At 62.7% G+C, this 15,255-nt stretch carries 12 protein-coding genes; 3 read left to right on the top strand and 9 right to left on the bottom strand.

Going from position 1 to position 15,255, the window contains the following annotated elements; genetic code table 11:
* The first annotated feature begins 38 nt into the window (after positions 1 to 38).
* On the top strand, positions 39 to 1,667 hold the full coding sequence (locus FYJ85_RS02925; protein WP_154416943.1) for a glycosyltransferase family 39 protein: 1,629 nt from the start codon (positions 39 to 41) through the stop codon (positions 1,665 to 1,667).
* Between the two features lie 2 nt (positions 1,668 to 1,669).
* Here FYJ85_RS02925 and FYJ85_RS02920 read toward each other — a convergent pair whose 3' ends face one another.
* The 9 genes from FYJ85_RS02920 to FYJ85_RS02880 all read right to left on the bottom strand — a co-directional run bounded on the left by FYJ85_RS02920 (position 1,670) and on the right by FYJ85_RS02880 (position 12,509).
* Positions 1,670 to 4,129, bottom strand: coding sequence for a hypothetical protein (locus tag FYJ85_RS02920; RefSeq protein ID WP_154416942.1), 2,460 nt, complete (start codon positions 4,127 to 4,129; stop codon positions 1,670 to 1,672).
* 26 nt (positions 4,130 to 4,155) lie between these two features.
* Complete coding sequence (locus FYJ85_RS02915; protein ID WP_154416941.1) at positions 4,156 to 4,842, bottom strand: type II secretion system protein; 687 nt, start codon at positions 4,840 to 4,842, stop codon at positions 4,156 to 4,158.
* Positions 4,843 to 4,946: 104 nt separating this feature from the next.
* Positions 4,947 to 6,011, bottom strand: coding sequence for a substrate-binding domain-containing protein (locus tag FYJ85_RS02910; RefSeq protein ID WP_154416940.1), 1,065 nt, complete (start codon positions 6,009 to 6,011; stop codon positions 4,947 to 4,949).
* A 185-nt stretch (positions 6,012 to 6,196) separates the two neighbouring features.
* Positions 6,197 to 6,808, bottom strand: coding sequence for a CvpA family protein (locus FYJ85_RS02905; RefSeq protein WP_154416939.1), 612 nt, complete (start codon positions 6,806 to 6,808; stop codon positions 6,197 to 6,199).
* Between the two features lies 1 nt (position 6,809).
* Positions 6,810 to 8,285, bottom strand: a complete 1,476-nt coding sequence (locus FYJ85_RS02900) for a GspE/PulE family protein (protein ID WP_158704238.1) — start codon at positions 8,283 to 8,285, stop codon at positions 6,810 to 6,812.
* Positions 8,286 to 8,463: 178 nt separating this feature from the next.
* A complete protein-coding gene (locus tag FYJ85_RS02895) occupies positions 8,464 to 8,859 on the bottom strand; it encodes a hypothetical protein (protein WP_154416937.1) in 396 nt (131 codons plus the stop codon).
* The gene (locus FYJ85_RS02890) at positions 8,856 to 9,677 is read right to left on the bottom strand and encodes an epoxyqueuosine reductase (protein WP_106054897.1); all 822 of its coding nucleotides are present in this window, start codon (positions 9,675 to 9,677) and stop codon (positions 8,856 to 8,858) included. The genes FYJ85_RS02895 and FYJ85_RS02890 overlap by 4 nt, the downstream gene beginning before the upstream one ends.
* Positions 9,678 to 9,747: 70 nt before the next feature.
* On the bottom strand, positions 9,748 to 11,085 hold the full coding sequence (locus tag FYJ85_RS02885; RefSeq protein WP_106054898.1) for a glycine--tRNA ligase: 1,338 nt from the start codon (positions 11,083 to 11,085) through the stop codon (positions 9,748 to 9,750).
* A 122-nt stretch (positions 11,086 to 11,207) separates the two neighbouring features.
* Complete coding sequence (locus FYJ85_RS02880; RefSeq protein WP_154416936.1) at positions 11,208 to 12,509, bottom strand: hypothetical protein; 1,302 nt, start codon at positions 12,507 to 12,509, stop codon at positions 11,208 to 11,210.
* A 127-nt stretch (positions 12,510 to 12,636) separates the two neighbouring features.
* Between FYJ85_RS02880 and FYJ85_RS02875 the strand changes: the two genes are divergently transcribed.
* Entirely contained in the window at positions 12,637 to 13,395 is a 759-nt protein-coding gene (locus FYJ85_RS02875) for a 3-ketoacyl-ACP reductase (RefSeq protein ID WP_154416935.1), read from the top strand.
* Entirely contained in the window at positions 13,395 to 15,254 is a 1,860-nt protein-coding gene (locus FYJ85_RS02870) for an FAD-binding protein (RefSeq protein WP_154416934.1), read from the top strand. The genes FYJ85_RS02875 and FYJ85_RS02870 overlap by 1 nt, the downstream gene beginning before the upstream one ends.
* Position 15,255 lies beyond the last annotated feature (1 nt).

Here is a 15,255-nt window from a genome sequence, read left to right as displayed (position 1 = left end):
ATTCCGCAAATGCTTGAATACGAATTGAGGATTGCTTTATGAGAGAGACACTTTCCGCCGCCGCCGGCCGCCTGCGCGCCCGGATCGAATCGTTCCTGCCGCCTTCCGCATTTCTTCCGGCTGCGGAACCGGAAAAGCTCCGCCGGTTCCTGACGGTTCTGCTCTGCGCCTGGGGCGCGGTCTGGTTCGTCGCTCCGCTGCTGGCGCTCGACAACGTGTTTATCGACGTTCCCGAGAATATCATCTGGGGCAGTTATTTCCAGTTCGGCTACGATAAGAACCCGTATCTGGGCGCATGGATCGGCTACCTCGGCAGTTTGCTGACCGGGAACAGCTTGTGGAACAGCTACCTGCTGAGCCAGGTGTTCGTTATCACGGGGCTCTGGGCGGTATGGCGGCTTTCGCTGCGCATGACTTCGCCGGCCGGGGCGTTTCTGGCGGTGATCTTTCTGCTCGGGGTGAACTTTTACGGCATCAAGTCGGTTGAGCTCTGCGACGATGTGATGGAGCTCGGCTTCTGGCCGTTGCTGATCTGGTCGTTCTACTGTTCGCTGAAGGACGGCAACCGGATCGGCAGCTGGCTCCTGACCGGGTTTCTGGCCGGCTGCTGCTTCATGATCAAATATTACGGAGCGGTGCTGTTCGTCTCGATGTTCGCCGTCATGCTGGCGACGCCGGAGGGGAGGCGGGCGTTCCGCCGGCCGGGTCCGTACCTCGGAGCGGTGCTGTTCGCGGTCATGTGCCTGCCGAACCTGATCTGGCTCGGCGGCAACGACATGGTTGCCTTCCGCTACGCCTTCGACCGGGCGGCGCTCGACGACGGGGCTCCGGCCTTCGCATTCACCTACGAGCGGCTGCTGAAATATCCGCTGCGGAGCTTTACCCGGACGCTGTCGGTGCTGATCGTGCCGCTCATTCCGTTCTTCCTGCTCTTCTTCCGGCGCGACGAAGCGATGCCGTCCGGGCGGTTCGACCGGCGGTTCGTCGCGATCCTGGCCTGGGGGCCGTTCATTCTGACGCTGCTGTTCTCGGTCGTTTCGGGCGGTTCGATCAACTATTCATGGGTCGTGCCGTGCTTCCCGCTGCTCGGGCTTTTTTTCGTGCTCTGGTTCAAGCCGTATATCAACGCTTTCAGTCTGCGGGCGTTCACGGGGTTCATCCTGCTGCTCGGCGTCGTATTCGTGACGATTTTCGTGGTCCGGAGCCTCTGGCAGCAGCCGTATCTGAAGCGCGGCTGCGACTATGAGAATTTTCCGGGGAAGGCGCTGGCGGCGCGGCTGACCGCCGAGTGGCGCAGGCAGTACGCCGTACCGCTGCCGTTCGTGATCGGCGACCGGCGCGAATCGTGCAACATCGCGGTCTATTCAACCGACCGGCCGGAGGCGTATTTCTCGGCGAATCCGAATTTCAGCCAGTGGATCGATGAAAACGAAATCCGCGAAAAAGGGGCGCTGATTCTGTTCGACGGACGCAAAAAGCGCCGCCCGAAATGGCTCGGGCGGCTCGCGGCGGCGGGCTTTGCGATGACGCCCGAGATCCGGATCGAGGAAGAGCGGGCGGTCCCCGGCTGGTTCCGCGCGCTCGCCGGCGCCCCGAAGTCGGACAGCTACGTCTACTGCTTCATCCCGCCGCAGGCGGGCGCCGGTGCGGAGCCGGCGCGTCCGTGAAGCTATCTGTAGAAAACCCTCAGGTTGCGGACCCAGTAGCTCTGGCGGTCTGATTTCGGGTTGACTCCGAGGCGGATCATTTCGATGTTCTCCGGATTCGGGACGAATTCGTCGAAGCTGATGATCCGTTCCTCCCACTCCGCCGACGGCATCGGGAAGCGGATGAATACGGCGCGTCCGTGTTCTTTTTCGCGCCCCATGACCGCCATGAAGACCGCCTCTTTCGGCATTGACGGCACGGTTTTGATTTCGAACGCGACTCCGCGTGCCCGCCGGAACGACTCGCGCGGCTTCAGGATGAATTCCGGATAGATCCAGCGGTCGCCGTGCTGCGGGAATTCCACATCGAAGCGAATTGCCCCTTCCTTTTCATCATAGGCCGCCGTCATGTTTCCGGAGGAGTTGTTCCGCCACCGTTTCGGGTCGCTGATTGCTTCGAGCGTCATTGTTTTTCCCGATGCGACGCTTTTCCCGAACAGGAATACCGGGATATGGAGGCGGCTGACCGGCTTTCCGTTGAATGTTCCGGAAAATTCCATTCTGCCGTGAAACTCCTTTTCCGGAATGTGCGGTGTGAAGAGCAGCGGCAGCTCGACTTTTCCCATTGCCGGAATCGTGATGCTTTCCGGAAGGCCCTCGGCATGGCCTCCCGCAACGGTGATGGTTCCGCTCTTCGGCGTGTCGGAGAAGTTGTACGCCTGAAGCGTGAGCCTGCCTGACTTTCCCGGCAGGTCGACGCTGCTGCGCCCGCTGCCGAGAATGAAATCTTCCGAAAGATCGGCGCGCAGGATGACCGTGCGGTCGTTTTTCGTCGGCTTCATCGCGTATCTTCCGGGTGCCGGGGACGGATGCGATGGAACGAGGCCGGCGAGTCCTCCGACGTAAGCCGGGTAACGGGTCGAGGTGAGAGTCAGCCTCCCCCCGGAGGCCGCAGCTTGCGACGGCGTTCCGAAGAGATCCCGGACTGTAAAGGCGCCCTCCTTCGCCGCGATCGTGAACGTGCGTTTGTGCAGTTCCTTTGAACCGACCTGAATTTTTTCATTGGTTTCGAGATCGAGGTCGGATTCGCTCCAGAATGCGACGGTCTGCGTGCCGTCCGGCTGTTCGTAGAGAAATGCGCGGATTCCCTTCGGCGTATCGAGTTTTCCGAGAAGCTTTGCATTGCCGAGCTCCTTCACCATCGCGGCAAACGCAAAATAGCCGGGACGGGCGGTGTAATCCTTGCGCAGCAGGCCCCAATCCTTCACGCCCTCGTTATAAGGAGAGAGGATGAAGAAAAAATCGCGTGCGACGCCGAGGCTCTGCATCGTGATCTGCGCTTTCGGGATGAATTCCGCAACGGTCATCTCCTGTTCCGGCGAGTAACTTTTCAGTCCGGGGTAATAGCTTTTCGTCGAAGCCGGTCCGGGGGCTTGCGTGCCGTGTTCGGTGAGCCAGATCGGCAGCTCCGGGACCCCGTGCCCGGCGAGGAATTTCCGCAGTCCGGAGATGACCTCCGGATATTCCCGGATCGGCTTATAGGTGTGGAAGTTGAAGGCGGAGATGTACTCTGCCGCATCATTGTTGAACACCGCATCCGTGTAGTCGCGCAGAGGATAGACGCAGAACGCGCCGTTCAGGATCACGGCGTTCGGATTTCCCGCCCAGTAGCCGAGGCTTGCCGCCTTCAGGTTCGCGGCGTAATCCCACGCGCCCTCGACAGTGAAACCGGCGTCTTCTTCGTTCCAGAACTCCCATGCTTCGGTACAGCCTTTCGCTTTCGAGGCCACGTTCCTGGCGAAACGGTAGGTCGCGAAGAGGTCGTCTGGCAGGTCTTTGCTGTGTTTCTTCGTGAATTTCGGAGCGTCGTGATAGGTATTCGACACTCTGATGCCGCGTCTGCCGAGCAGCCAGCCGTTCGGAATGTACTGGCAGAGCCGGAACGCCCCGGGTTCGTTCTCGATGTCCGACCAGCTCATGCGGTCCCGGACCCATGCGAGACCGGAACGGTGCGCGGCTTCGGTTACGGTTTCGAAGCCGTTGCCGGGGAAGCGGATGTTGCGTTTCGAACCGACCGCACACCAGCTTTGCGCGGTGTCCAGCGCAAAGTACATATCGGGATTTTCCGGCCGTTCCGGAACGTCGGCGACCACACCGAAGGTTCCGGCTCCGGAGCAGGCGTTTCCCCCGCTTTTCAGCGTAATCGTGTAAATGCCGCGTTCAAGTTTCGGGAGTGTGAGTGTCCCTTCGCCGTTTTCGGGCCATTCGCCCTCCGCGAGGATGCGGCCATGCCGGTCGCGAACCGTGTAGGAAACCGGTCGTTCGGAGCCGGGACGGAGCGTGAATTCCGGCGATTCGCTTTCGAAGAAGATGCCGGTCGTCCCCCGGGCGACGATGACGCCGGCGGCGTCGCCGCCGGTCGCGGCAGCTCCCGTTACGGCAAATATTCCGGCGGTGAGTATGGAAGCAAGAGAGCATTTCATCTGGATCGTCTTTCTCTGAATTGAAGTTACAGGGGAAACTGGCCGTCGCCGATGACCACTTTGCTGAAATGAAGCTCTTTGAGCCGGCCCCGGTTCAGGCCGGCGCAGTGGCCGTCGGAGAAAGCGGTATTCGCGCGGTCGCGGTGGTTCAAACTGGTCTGTCCGTCGAGGCCGCTGTTCGGCATCGGATTGAAGAACACATATCCTTTCCCGAGATCGGTTCCCTGGAAGGTGCGCGTATCGGTGAACATTGCCAGCTTCGACGGCTGTTTGATGCGATGCAGCGCGTAGTAGTGGTAGTCATCGGAGGAGGGGCGTACATAGAAGTCGCCGATCTCGTCTTTGTAGGTGTTGCAGAAGGTTCCGATGTCGCTGCGGTAGATGCCGTAACTGCGGCGGAACCAGTTGCCGGTCGTATCTTCAAGGTTGACCGGGCAGTTGATGGTCTTGCGCGGCGCGTAGCGGTCCGCGACGAAAATCTGGTTCCACAGCAGCGAATTGCCGTCCCGACGGGTTTTGACTGTGAGGAAACCGTTGTAGTCCTGTGAATAGAGAATGCCGCCTTTCATGGTCTGGTTCAGGTTGTTCAGACATTCGCTCGACTTGGCCGAGGAACGCGCCTGGTTCAGCGCCGGAAGCAGCATGGAGGCGAGAATCGCGATGATCGCGATAACTACGAGCAGTTCGATCAGGGTGAATTTCAATGGTTTCATTTGTCTGCCTTCAGTAAAGGGTTGTGAGTATGGATTCCGGCATTTGCCCGGCGGCGTTAACCGGTGTGCTGCCGGCGAAAGCTCGTCAGAAGAGAGGCCTCTTTTCAGGAGTCCGGTGCCGTCACCGAATTTCGCCTGACCAGCTCCGGCTGGACCGTCCGGCTCTCGCAGTGTCCGGAAGAGAGCATTTCGAGCGCGAGCCGGATCTGTTCGGTCAGCTCGACCGATACGGTGTCGAGCGGCGGCGCACAGGTTGCGGTCACGGCGGTGTTGCCGATGACGACCACGCTGAGCCGGTCCGGAATCGCGATTCCGCAGTTGTGGCAGGCGTTCAGGGCGCCGGTGACGGAGTCGCCCGAAATCCCGGCGAGCGCCGTGAAGTCGAAGCCGCGCCGGATCACCTGCTCGAATTTACGGTAGGTCTTTTCCTGCGCGGCCTCCCCGCCCTGGATGCCGCAGTCGATCACCTCGACCTCCATGTCGTGCAGCCGCGCGTAATTTTCGATTCCGGAGACCCGGTTGCCGATGATGCTGCTCGGCGGTTCACTGACCAGAATCCCGATCTTCTTGTGCCCGAGGCTGTACAGGTGGTGGGCGGCGCAGTTCCCGGCGAACATGTCGTCCAGCCCGACCGACGGCACGTTGAAGTTCGCAAGGTGATGGCAGAGCACGATGAGCGGGCCGTGGCGGCGGAATACGTTCAGCGCGGCCACGTCGGTTTCCCCGAGCGTGTTGACCCGGCCCGGCATCAGGAGCATGCCCTTCACGTTCTCGGCCCGGAGCGCCAGCTCGGGAGGGATCGCATAGCGGAAATCGAACCGGTAGAGCAGCAGCCGCATGTCGGGATAGTCCGGCTGAAGCTGCTGGAGCGCGGATTGAATTTCATCGATGTCGGGCGATATCCAGTTCGGAACCGCGACCATGTAGGTCGGCGGCACCGCCTCGGGATTGCGGATCGGCCGCGGGATGAAGCACCCCTTGCGCGGAATCGACTCGAGCCGCCCTTCGGTTGTGAACCGGTCGAGCGCCCGTTCCACCATCTGCTGGCTGACGTTATATTCGCGCATGATGTCGCGGACCGACAGGAAGCGTTCGCCGGGCGCCAGCCGAGAGAGTTCGCGTTTCAGATTTTCATACAGAAAATCAAGTTTCATTGCATTCTGGTTCATACAGCTCCTGTACTGTGTTTGCTGTTATTATGCTGTATGATACAGAAGGGTGCAAGTCCCCGGCAGCGGAATTTCGGAATTTTTTTCGACTCGCCCGGTTCGTTTCCGGCAAATGAAAACGGGCTCCGCAAAAAACGCTGCTTTCGCGGAGCCCGGCTGTCTATATGGATCTATATGGAGAAGACCTACCTCCTCGGGCTGGCTGTGTTTCTCAGGTTGGCGGGTACGGAGGGCGGCTGCTCCTCCTCCGGCGGCGGGGGCGGGTCCGCCTGGCGGATCAGCCGCTCGAGCGTCTCGGCACGCTGGCCGCGGGAGTACTTCTGAAAGGTCACGCTGTCGATCAGGTGCGTGAAGGAGACGAGGTTCCCCGCGCTGGCCCGCTCGAGCGCCGGCAGCGAGACGAAGCCGGTGACGATGGTCTTCTGAGGCGTGGCGCAGAGCAGGAAGGCGGCGAAGTTGATCAGCACCATTCCGGCGAGAAAACCGCAGAACCCGCCGCCGAGCTTGTCTAGAAGAGGCGGGAAGACGAACTCCCGCTCCTCCGGCATGAGCTGGTCGGTCAGCTTCATCAGCAGCACCCAGGCCAGGATCGCACAGAACAGCATCGTGACGGCGGATTTGTACGGCGCGGCGTTGCCGGGCACCCGGAACAGCGAGGAGATCATGCTTTCGGTCCAGATCGAGAGATATACGGCAAAGGCGAAGTTCAGCAGCGACGTATAGCTTTTGAACAGGCGGCTGCCGAGGCCGATCAGCGCGCCGATGACGGGGACTCCCCAGAGAATCAGGTTTTCCATCTTATTTCGCCTCCAGATTCAGCGTGACGCGCTCGACTTCATCGACCGAGGTGACTCCCGCGGCCACCAGCTTGAATCCCTCGTAGGCGAGGATCGTGCTGCCGTGCTCCGCTTCGATTTTCTCCTTGATGCTCGACAGGGTCGCGCCTTCAGCTTCGAGCGCCGAACGCAGCGAGTTGTTCATGATCATCAGGTCGAACAGGGCGGTCCGGCCGCTGTAACCGGTTCCGTCGCACTCGCGGCAGCCGACCGGCCCGCAGACGTTTTTCGTGCTCAGGTTCTGGCTTTTGAAATATTCCTTGAGCTCCGGCGAAAGTTCCACCGGCTTCTTGCAGCGGCAAAGCTTGCGGACCAGCCGCTGCGAGACGATCAGCTGCAGCGTGGCCGCCACGCTGCGCAGCGGGATGCCGAGATTCACCAGCCGGTCGATCGTGCCGAGGTTGTCGTTGCTGTGGACGGTCGCAATGATGAGGTGGCCGGTCTGCGCCGCGTGGGCCGACACCTGCGCGGTCTCCTCGTCGCGGATCTCGCCGAGGCAGATGATGTCCGGATTCTGCCGCAGCGCGTTGCGCAGCAGCTTTGCGAACGTGATGTCGGCCTTGGTGTTGACCTCCATCTGGCTGATGTTCTCCATTACATGTTCGATCGGATCTTCGATCGAGATCACGTTTTTCATCGAATAGTCGATCGCCTGCAGCATCGCGTAGAGCGTCGAGGTTTTGCCGCTGCCGGTCGGTCCGCACATGAGGATCATGCCGGACGGCATGCGGATCGCGCTCTGCATGATCTTCAGGTTTTCGCCGGAGACGCCGGCGTCCTTCAGCGTCATCGGTCCGGCGGTGGAGGAGAGCACACGGATCGTGATCTTCTCCCCGCCGAATGCGCCGACGCTCGCCACGCGGAACGAAGCCGGCCCGCGCGAACTGACGCAGCTGAAAGCGCCGTCCTGCGGACGCCGCTTTTCGGTGATGTCCATGCCGGCAGCGACCTTGATCGCGCTGACCGTGCTCGCGCCGAGCGACGCATTCATCTCCTCGACGACGCGGAGAGCGCCGTCGACGCGGTAACGCACCACGACCGTGCCGTTCGGCTTCGGGTCGAAAAAGATATCGCTTGCGCGCTTGCCGAGCGCTTCGAAGATCAGCACCTTCGTCCTGTGGATCGCCTCGCCGGTCTCTCCGCCGTGGTTCGAGTCGAGCGCAGGCTGGCCGCGGGAATCGAGCAGCTCGATGTCGATCTTCCGCCGCTTTCCGCCGGATTTCGAGAAAAGGCCGCCCAGCTGGGAACGCAGCTGGCCGAGCGCGTCGGAGAGGGTGAAGAGCAGCAGCACCAGCGGCCCGGCGAACAGCGCCGCGGCATTCAGCCAGCCGCGGCCGCGGGAAGGCGCATCTTCCCGCCGGTCCACATAGAACAGCGTATAGATGCCTGAGTAAGCCCAGACTCCCAGTATTCCCAGTAGAATCGGATTGTAGTTCACCTGTTTCCCTTTTTGTCCGTCTGTCTCTGCGATAAATATATTGTTGTTTTTCCGGTTTTCAATCGACAATACATATTTCCGCGGAATTTCTTTCCGCCGATTTCGGATATCTGCCTGTAAAGACGCTTCCCCGGGCGGTTTCTTAGCGGAAAAACGGGAATTTTTACCGATTTTCTCCTCAGCGGCCGAAAACGATCAGCGAAATCAGGCGCCAGAGCAGGTAGCCGAGCGGGATGAGGCAGAGCAGGAGCAGCAGCTGGTCCTGCCGTTTCCAGTAAAGCGGCGGCGACTCGTAAAGTTCGTACCAGAAGCGGACCCGGTGGACGAGCACGGCCGTCAGCAGCAGCAGGAAACCGACTGCATATGCTTCCGGGCCGGTCATATCGACAAACTCCCGCCACCGGATCCGGAGCGGAATACGGAAGCGGCCGCCGGCGAGGATGAAGAGCGACCACAGAAACACGGCCCCCGGCAGGACGAGGCCGTAGAGCCAGCGGTTGAACTCCCGGGTGACCGGCGGCTCTCCGCCGTGATCCGGCGGGATCGGAGGCCGCGTGTGGCGCGGGGCGATCATGCGCCTTTTCCCGGACGGCGGAATTCACACGGCACGGCGGTCTGGCAGAGGGCGCAGCCGAGCGCCCGCTCGAGCCAGCCGTAGGTGTGTTCGCGTTCGCGGGAGATTTCGGTGACGGCGTATTTCGCGCAGGCCGGCTTGTCGCGGTCCGAGAATTTCGCGCCGACCGCATGGGCCGGGCAGCGCCGGATGCAGGCGCCGCAGCGGGTGCACCAGGCGAACGGGTCGTCGCCGTAGGGACGCTTGTCCGCCGGCAGCTCGAGTGCGGTCACGACCGAACCGAGCCGCATGGCCGTGCCGTGTTCGGTGATCAGGCTGGCCGACAGCCCGAAGGTGCCGGCCCCGGCCACGAAGGCGACGTGCCGCTCGGACCAGCTCGATGTGAAGTTCTTCACATCCCAGCCCGGCGCCGGATAAACCTCCTTCTGTTCGAGGTGCGGAGCGACGGCGGGGAATCCCTCCCGGGTCAGCAGCCCGGCGAGCTGCGCGCGCATCTCCTCATTCAGGATTTCGCCGAAGCTGCGGACGGCGGCCCATTCGACGGACGGATGAACCTTCTCGGCTGCGTTGGTCTCGCGCGCTTTGCGGTTGACCGGCAGCACCCAGACGATGACCGATTTCGCCTGCGCATCGGGGAATTTGCGTTTCAGCACTTCATCGGGCGTCCAATGGAACGGGCCGATGATCTCTTTGAATTTGAGGAAGAACGGATCGTCCGCCGCGGCGATTCTGATGTCCGGCTCTTCGAAGAAGCGGTCCGCTCCGGTCTGGCGGTACAGGTGGTTCACCATTTTTTCGATATCGGCGCGTGTCAGCATAATCTCATCTCCTGTTCGTTGGCGGCCCTGAAAAAAAGAGCCCCGGCGCACCGGAGCTCTCTTTACGTTCTTACGCTTCGATTCTCTTTTCGAGGTAGTCGCGCAGCTGGGTCACGTTCACGCGGTCCTGCAGCATCGTGTCGCGGTCGCGGACGGTCACGCAGTTGTCGTTGGCCGACTCGAAATCGTAGGTGATGCAGTACGGCGTGCCGATTTCGTCCTGGCGGCGGTAACGCTTGCCGATGCTGCCGGTTTCGTCGTATTCGGCGCGGAAGTGGCGGTCGATGTCCTTATAGAGATTGTACGCCTGCTCCTTGAGCTTCTTCGACTGCGGCAGGACGGCGACCTGGATCGGCGCGACGAGCGGCGGCAGGTGCAGCACGACGCGGGTATCCTCCTCCATCCCCTCCTTCGCGGTCGCGGCCTTCTCTTCGTCGTAGGCGGCGGAGAGCAGCGCGAGCATCGTGCGGTCGAGCCCGACCGAGGTTTCGATGACGGTCGGCATGAACTTGCGGCCGTTGTCGTGATCCATGTACGCGAGATCCTCGCCGGAGAATTCGCTGTGGCGCGACAGGTCCCAGGTGCCGCGGTGGTGGACGCCCTCGAGCTCTCCCCAGCCGAACGGGAACTTCACTTCGATGTCGATCGCGGCCTTCGCGTAGTGGGCGAGCTTCTCGTGCTCGTAGATGCGGAAGAAGTCATCCTTGAATTTCAGCTTGTTCTTATAATAGCTGATCCGCTGCGCCTTCCAGTACTCGAAGAACTCCATGCCCTCCTCGCCGTCGCAGAAGAATTCCATCTCCATCTGCGTGAATTCGCGGCTGCGGAACGTGAAGTTGCGCGGGTTGATCTCGTTGCGGAACGCCTTGCCGATCTGCGCGATGCCGAACGGCAGCTTCTGCCGGGTCGCCACCCGGACGCTGTGGAAGTCGACGAAAATCGGCTGGCAGGTCTCGGCGCGCAGGTAGGCGGCATGTTCCTCGTCGAACACGGGGCCGACGAAGGTTTTCATCATCAGATTGAATTCACGCGGTTCGGTCAGGTCCTTCGAGCCGCAGTTCGGGCAGGTGGTCGGGTCCTCCATCTGGTCGACGCGGTAGCGGGACTTGCACTTGCGGCAGTCGGTCATGAGGTCGCTGAACTGATCGAGATGGCCGGAGGCTTTCCAGACCCGCGGATGGCAGATGATCGTCGAATCGAGTCCTTCGACGTTGTCGCGGGTCTCGACCATTTCGTGCCACCAGAGGTTTTCGACGGCGCGCTTCATCCGGGCGCCGTAGGGGCCGTAATCCCAGAATCCGTTGATACCGCCGTAGATCTCCGAGCTCGGAAACACGAATCCGCGACGTTTGCACAAACTGACGATCTTATCCATCAGCTCCAGATTCTTCACACTCTCTTCGGCCATTTTTTCTTCCTTAGCGTTGTTTGAGAAACCGTGGCTCGATCCCTCACTGTTATAATGAAAAGAAAGGACGCCGCAGGACGTCCGTTCATTAATATAACATCGATTGCACGAAAAGCAAGGCGTTACAGGACCAGCTCGAGCGACAGGCCGGCCGTGATCGTGTTGCGTCCGTTCTCCTCCTTCCAGCCGAGCGTGAAGTCGCGCTTCAGCAGCGCGCGGACCGCGAATGCGCCGAGCGTTTCATCGTAGCGCGGGAAGAGCGCATCGAAGGCGAGCAGCCGCCGGAACAGCTCGTCCCGGTGCGGAGCGCGGAGCCGCAGCTGGGCGAGGACCCGATAGCCGGTGCTGCGGTTGCCGGAGGCGACGCCGGTCAGCCGGACCGAGGCGGCCGGCGCTGTGCCGCACCCGGGCGGCGGAAATTCGCCGCGGCAGAGTTCGCGGTCCATCGTGAGGCCGAGCGCTTCGGCGATGCGGGCGGCGAGGGCGCGTTCGAGCGCCGCCGGGTCGAACGGCGCCACGCTCCGGTTCGGGTCCGGCGGTTCGGGCGCGGTTCCGCTCCCTTGCGAAGCTGCCACCCGGACGCGGGCGCGCAGTTCGACCCGGGCGCAGCCGTACGGCCGCTCGAGCAGGGATTCGAACTCGAAGCGGGCCTCTTTCTCCGGCCAGATGCCGCAGAAACAGATGCCGTTCGCCGTGACGTTTTCGGCCGGAAGTTTCGCCAGGAGTCCACCGAACGCCGTTTCGAAATCGACGCTGCCGGGCATCCGCACGGCGAGTTCGAGCGTGAAGTCGCGCCAGGCGAAGTCGGCGGCGGGCGCGGAGCGGATGATGCGGACGCTTTTCCCGGCGCATTCCTCCGGCAACGGTCCCGGATCGGCGTCGAAAAAGGCGGCGGCCGCCGCTTCGACGGCGGCAGGGCGGATGTTCTGCCACATGGCGCGGTCCGGCGCCTCTTCCGGAGCGGAGGGAGCGGTGAATGCGGAGCCGGTCAGGTCGATTTCGCAGAGCAGCGGCAGGATTGCGGTCCGTTTCGGGATGCCGTGGTGGAGGGTCGAAGCGAATTCAGCCGCCTCCGCCGGGTCGATCCGGGCGAACCGGATTCCGGCGCTTGCCGCGGCGGCCGCCGGAAATTTCGCGGCCAGTTCCGAAAAACGGTCCGGAAAAGCCGGATCGGCGGAACGGCCCGACAGCCGGACCACGGCCCGCCAGCAGCCGAGGTACGGTTCCGCCGGAGCCGGCAGCTTCACGGTTTCGACGCCGACGCCGTCCGCATGGTCGGGCAGGGGACCCGTGAAGAATTCGAGCTCGGGGGCGTATCCGGCCGCCAGAACACGGACCGCTTCGGCGACGGCGCCGGCGCAGAAGCCGTCTCGCAGCGCGATTCCGGACTCCGACGCGGCCGGGGGAATGCAGATTTCGGGCATAAGGACCTCCTTGGGTTGTATCATCGGGAATTTGTCAACTTTTTTGCGGGGAATGCTTGCAATGTTTCTTGCGGGATATAATTTAAAGAAAAATATAGCGTTCGGAAAACAGGAAAGGAAATTGAATATGTCGAAAACAGCCCTGGTGACTGGCGGCGGCCGCGGGATCGGCGCCGGAATCGTGGAGAAACTTGCCGCCGACGGGTGGAACGTCGCGTTCTGCGGGCGGAAGGAGGAGTCGGCCTTCGTGGAACGCTGCCGCGAGCTCGGGAAGAGGTATGGCGTGAAGGCGGTCTATTTCCGCTGCGACGTCTCCGCCAGGGGGGACCGCGAAATGCTGCTGACGCTGATCCGGAACACCTTCGGGTCGCTCGAGGCGCTGGTGAACAACGCCGGCGTCGCGCCGCTGGTCCGCGCGGACCTGCTCGATATGAGCGAGGAGAGCTTCGACCGCGTGCTCGACATCAACCTCAAGGGCCCCTTCTTCCTGACCCAGCTGGTCGGCCGCTACTTCGCGGAGAACGGGATCGCCGGGACGATCGTGAACGTCGGCAGCATTTCGGCCACGGTCGCTTCGATCAGCCGCGGCGAATACTGCATCTCGAAGGCCGGCGTCGCGATGGCGACGAAGCTCTTCGCCGTGAAGATGGCCGAGTTCGGCGTACCGGTCTACGAGATCCGTCCCGGCGTGATTTCGAGCGACATGACCAGCGTGGTCAGGGAGAAGTACGACAAGCTCATCGCGGAGGGGCTCACGCTCCAGCCGCGCTGGGGAGAACCGGCCGACATCGGCAAGGCGGTCGCGATGCTGCTGCGCGGCGACCTCGCATATTCGACCGGGCAGGTCATCAACGTCGACGGCGGTATGGAGATCGGGCGGCTCTGATGAAAACGCGCAGACTCAACACGCTCGTGATCGGCTCCGGCGCGTCGGGCCTCGCGGCCGCGCTGCGGCTCAAGTCGCTCGGCGTCGACGACATATTGCTGCTCTCCGAGGGGCTGAAGCGCGGCACCTCGATCAACACCGGCAGCGACAAGCAGACCTACTACAAGCTCGGCGTCTACGGCGCCGAGCCGGATTCGCCCGCGCTGCTCGGCCGGACGCTCTTCGACGGCGGCTCGGTGCACGGCGATGTGGCGCTGGTCGAGGCCGCGATGTCGGTGCGCTGCTTCATGAATCTCGTGAACCTCGGCGTGCCGTTCCCCTGCGACGAATTCGGCCAGTACATCGGCTACAAGACCGACCACGACCCGAAACGGCGCGCGACGAGCTGCGGGCCGTACACCTCGCGCGAGATGTGTCTCGCGCTGATCCGGGCGGTGAAAGCGGCCGGGGTCGAGATCGCCGAGCAGCGCAACGCTGCGGAGCTCGTCTCCGTCGACGGCCGCGCGGCCGGAGCGGTCGTCTGGAACCGGGAGACGAAGGAGTTCGAAGCGTACCTCGCCGAGAACACCGTGTTCGCGGTCGGCGGCCCGGGCGGGCTCTACGCCTCGAGCGTCTATCCGGCCGGACACATGGGCGGCATCGGGCTTGCGCTCAAGATCGGCGCGGCGGCGCAGAATCTGCCGGAGTCGCAGTTCGGACTCGCTTCGACGCGCTTCCGCTGGAACGTCTCCGGCACCTACATGCAGGTGCTGCCGCGTTTCGTCTCGACCGCGGCGGACGGCGTTTCGGACGAGCGCGAATTCCTGCTCGACCATTACAAAGATCCGAATACGATGAATTCGATGATCTTTCTCAAGGGCTACCAGTGGCCGTTCGATGTGCGCAAGGTGCCGGACGGCTCGTCGCAGATCGATCTGCTGGTGCACGAGGAGACGGTCGGCAGGGGGAGGCGGGTCTTTCTGGACTTCCGCTCGAACACCGCCGGGCTCGACTTCGCAGAGCTGTCCGGCGAGGCGCGGGAGTATCTCGAAAAATCCGGCGCCTGCTTCGGCACCCCGATCGAACGGCTGGAGGCGATGAATCCGGGCGCGATCGAGCTCTACCGCGACCACAATATCGACATCCGCAGCGAAATGCTCGAGATCGCGGTCTGCGCCCAGCACAACAACGGCGGGCTGGCCGGGAACGTCTGGTACGAATCGGTCAACGTTCCGCATCTGTTCCCGATCGGGGAGGTGAACGGTTCGCACGGCGTGACCCGTCCCGGCGGCTCCGCCCTGAATGCCGGGCAGGTCGGCGCATTCCGCGCGGCGGAGTTCATCGCGGCGAAATACCGCAGGCCGACGCTCGATTTTGAGAAGGCGGAGGCGGCGGCGGCGCTGCTCGCGGAGGATCTGCTGCGCCGTCTCGCCGGAACGCGCGACTGGCGGAAGGACCGCCGGGAGCTTCAGGAGCGCATGACCGGGTATGCCGGCCACCTGCGGCGGATGGACAAGCTCGACGATGCGGCCGACGCGGCCCGCAATCTGCTCGACGCGATGTATCAAGAGGGTTATCCGTTCGAGGACGCCGACCATGCGGTCACGAACTTCCATCTCGCGTTCGCGTCGTGGGTCTACCTTGAGGCGATCTCGTTCCTGGCCGCGACCGGAACCGGTTCGCGCGGCAGCGCGGCGGTGCTGCGGCCGGACGGCTCGATCGTGCCGGAGAACCCCGCCTTCCGCGGCAAGGTGCTCGAGACGGCGGCGACGCCGCAGGGCGTCCGCGTCCGCTGGGAGCCGTGCCGCCCGTTTCCGGAGACCGACGGCTGGTTCGAGACGGTCTGGGCCGCATACCGCAACGGAACGGTTTACGGGTGAC

It is taken from the genome of Victivallis lenta (genome assembly GCF_009695545.1).
Lineage (GTDB): Bacteria > Verrucomicrobiota > Lentisphaeria > Victivallales > Victivallaceae > Victivallis > Victivallis lenta.
This window is presented reverse-complemented; position numbering and strand designations above follow the sequence as displayed.

Coding starts and splice junctions, on each gene's coding strand:
- FYJ85_RS02925 (WP_154416943.1), top strand. CDS start 39: ATGAGAGAGACACTTTCCGCCGCCGCCGGCCGCCTGCGCGCCCGGATC.
- FYJ85_RS02920 (WP_154416942.1), bottom strand. CDS start 4,129: ATGAAATGCTCTCTTGCTTCCATACTCACCGCCGGAATATTTGCCGTA.
- FYJ85_RS02915 (WP_154416941.1), bottom strand. CDS start 4,842: ATGAAACCATTGAAATTCACCCTGATCGAACTGCTCGTAGTTATCGCG.
- FYJ85_RS02910 (WP_154416940.1), bottom strand. CDS start 6,011: ATGAACCAGAATGCAATGAAACTTGATTTTCTGTATGAAAATCTGAAA.
- FYJ85_RS02905 (WP_154416939.1), bottom strand. CDS start 6,808: ATGGAAAACCTGATTCTCTGGGGAGTCCCCGTCATCGGCGCGCTGATC.
- FYJ85_RS02895 (WP_154416937.1), bottom strand. CDS start 8,859: ATGATCGCCCCGCGCCACACGCGGCCTCCGATCCCGCCGGATCACGGC.
- FYJ85_RS02890 (WP_106054897.1), bottom strand. CDS start 9,677: ATGCTGACACGCGCCGATATCGAAAAAATGGTGAACCACCTGTACCGC.
- FYJ85_RS02885 (WP_106054898.1), bottom strand. CDS start 11,085: ATGGCCGAAGAGAGTGTGAAGAATCTGGAGCTGATGGATAAGATCGTC.
- FYJ85_RS02880 (WP_154416936.1), bottom strand. CDS start 12,509: ATGCCCGAAATCTGCATTCCCCCGGCCGCGTCGGAGTCCGGAATCGCG.
- FYJ85_RS02875 (WP_154416935.1), top strand. CDS start 12,637: ATGTCGAAAACAGCCCTGGTGACTGGCGGCGGCCGCGGGATCGGCGCC.
- FYJ85_RS02870 (WP_154416934.1), top strand. CDS start 13,395: ATGAAAACGCGCAGACTCAACACGCTCGTGATCGGCTCCGGCGCGTCG.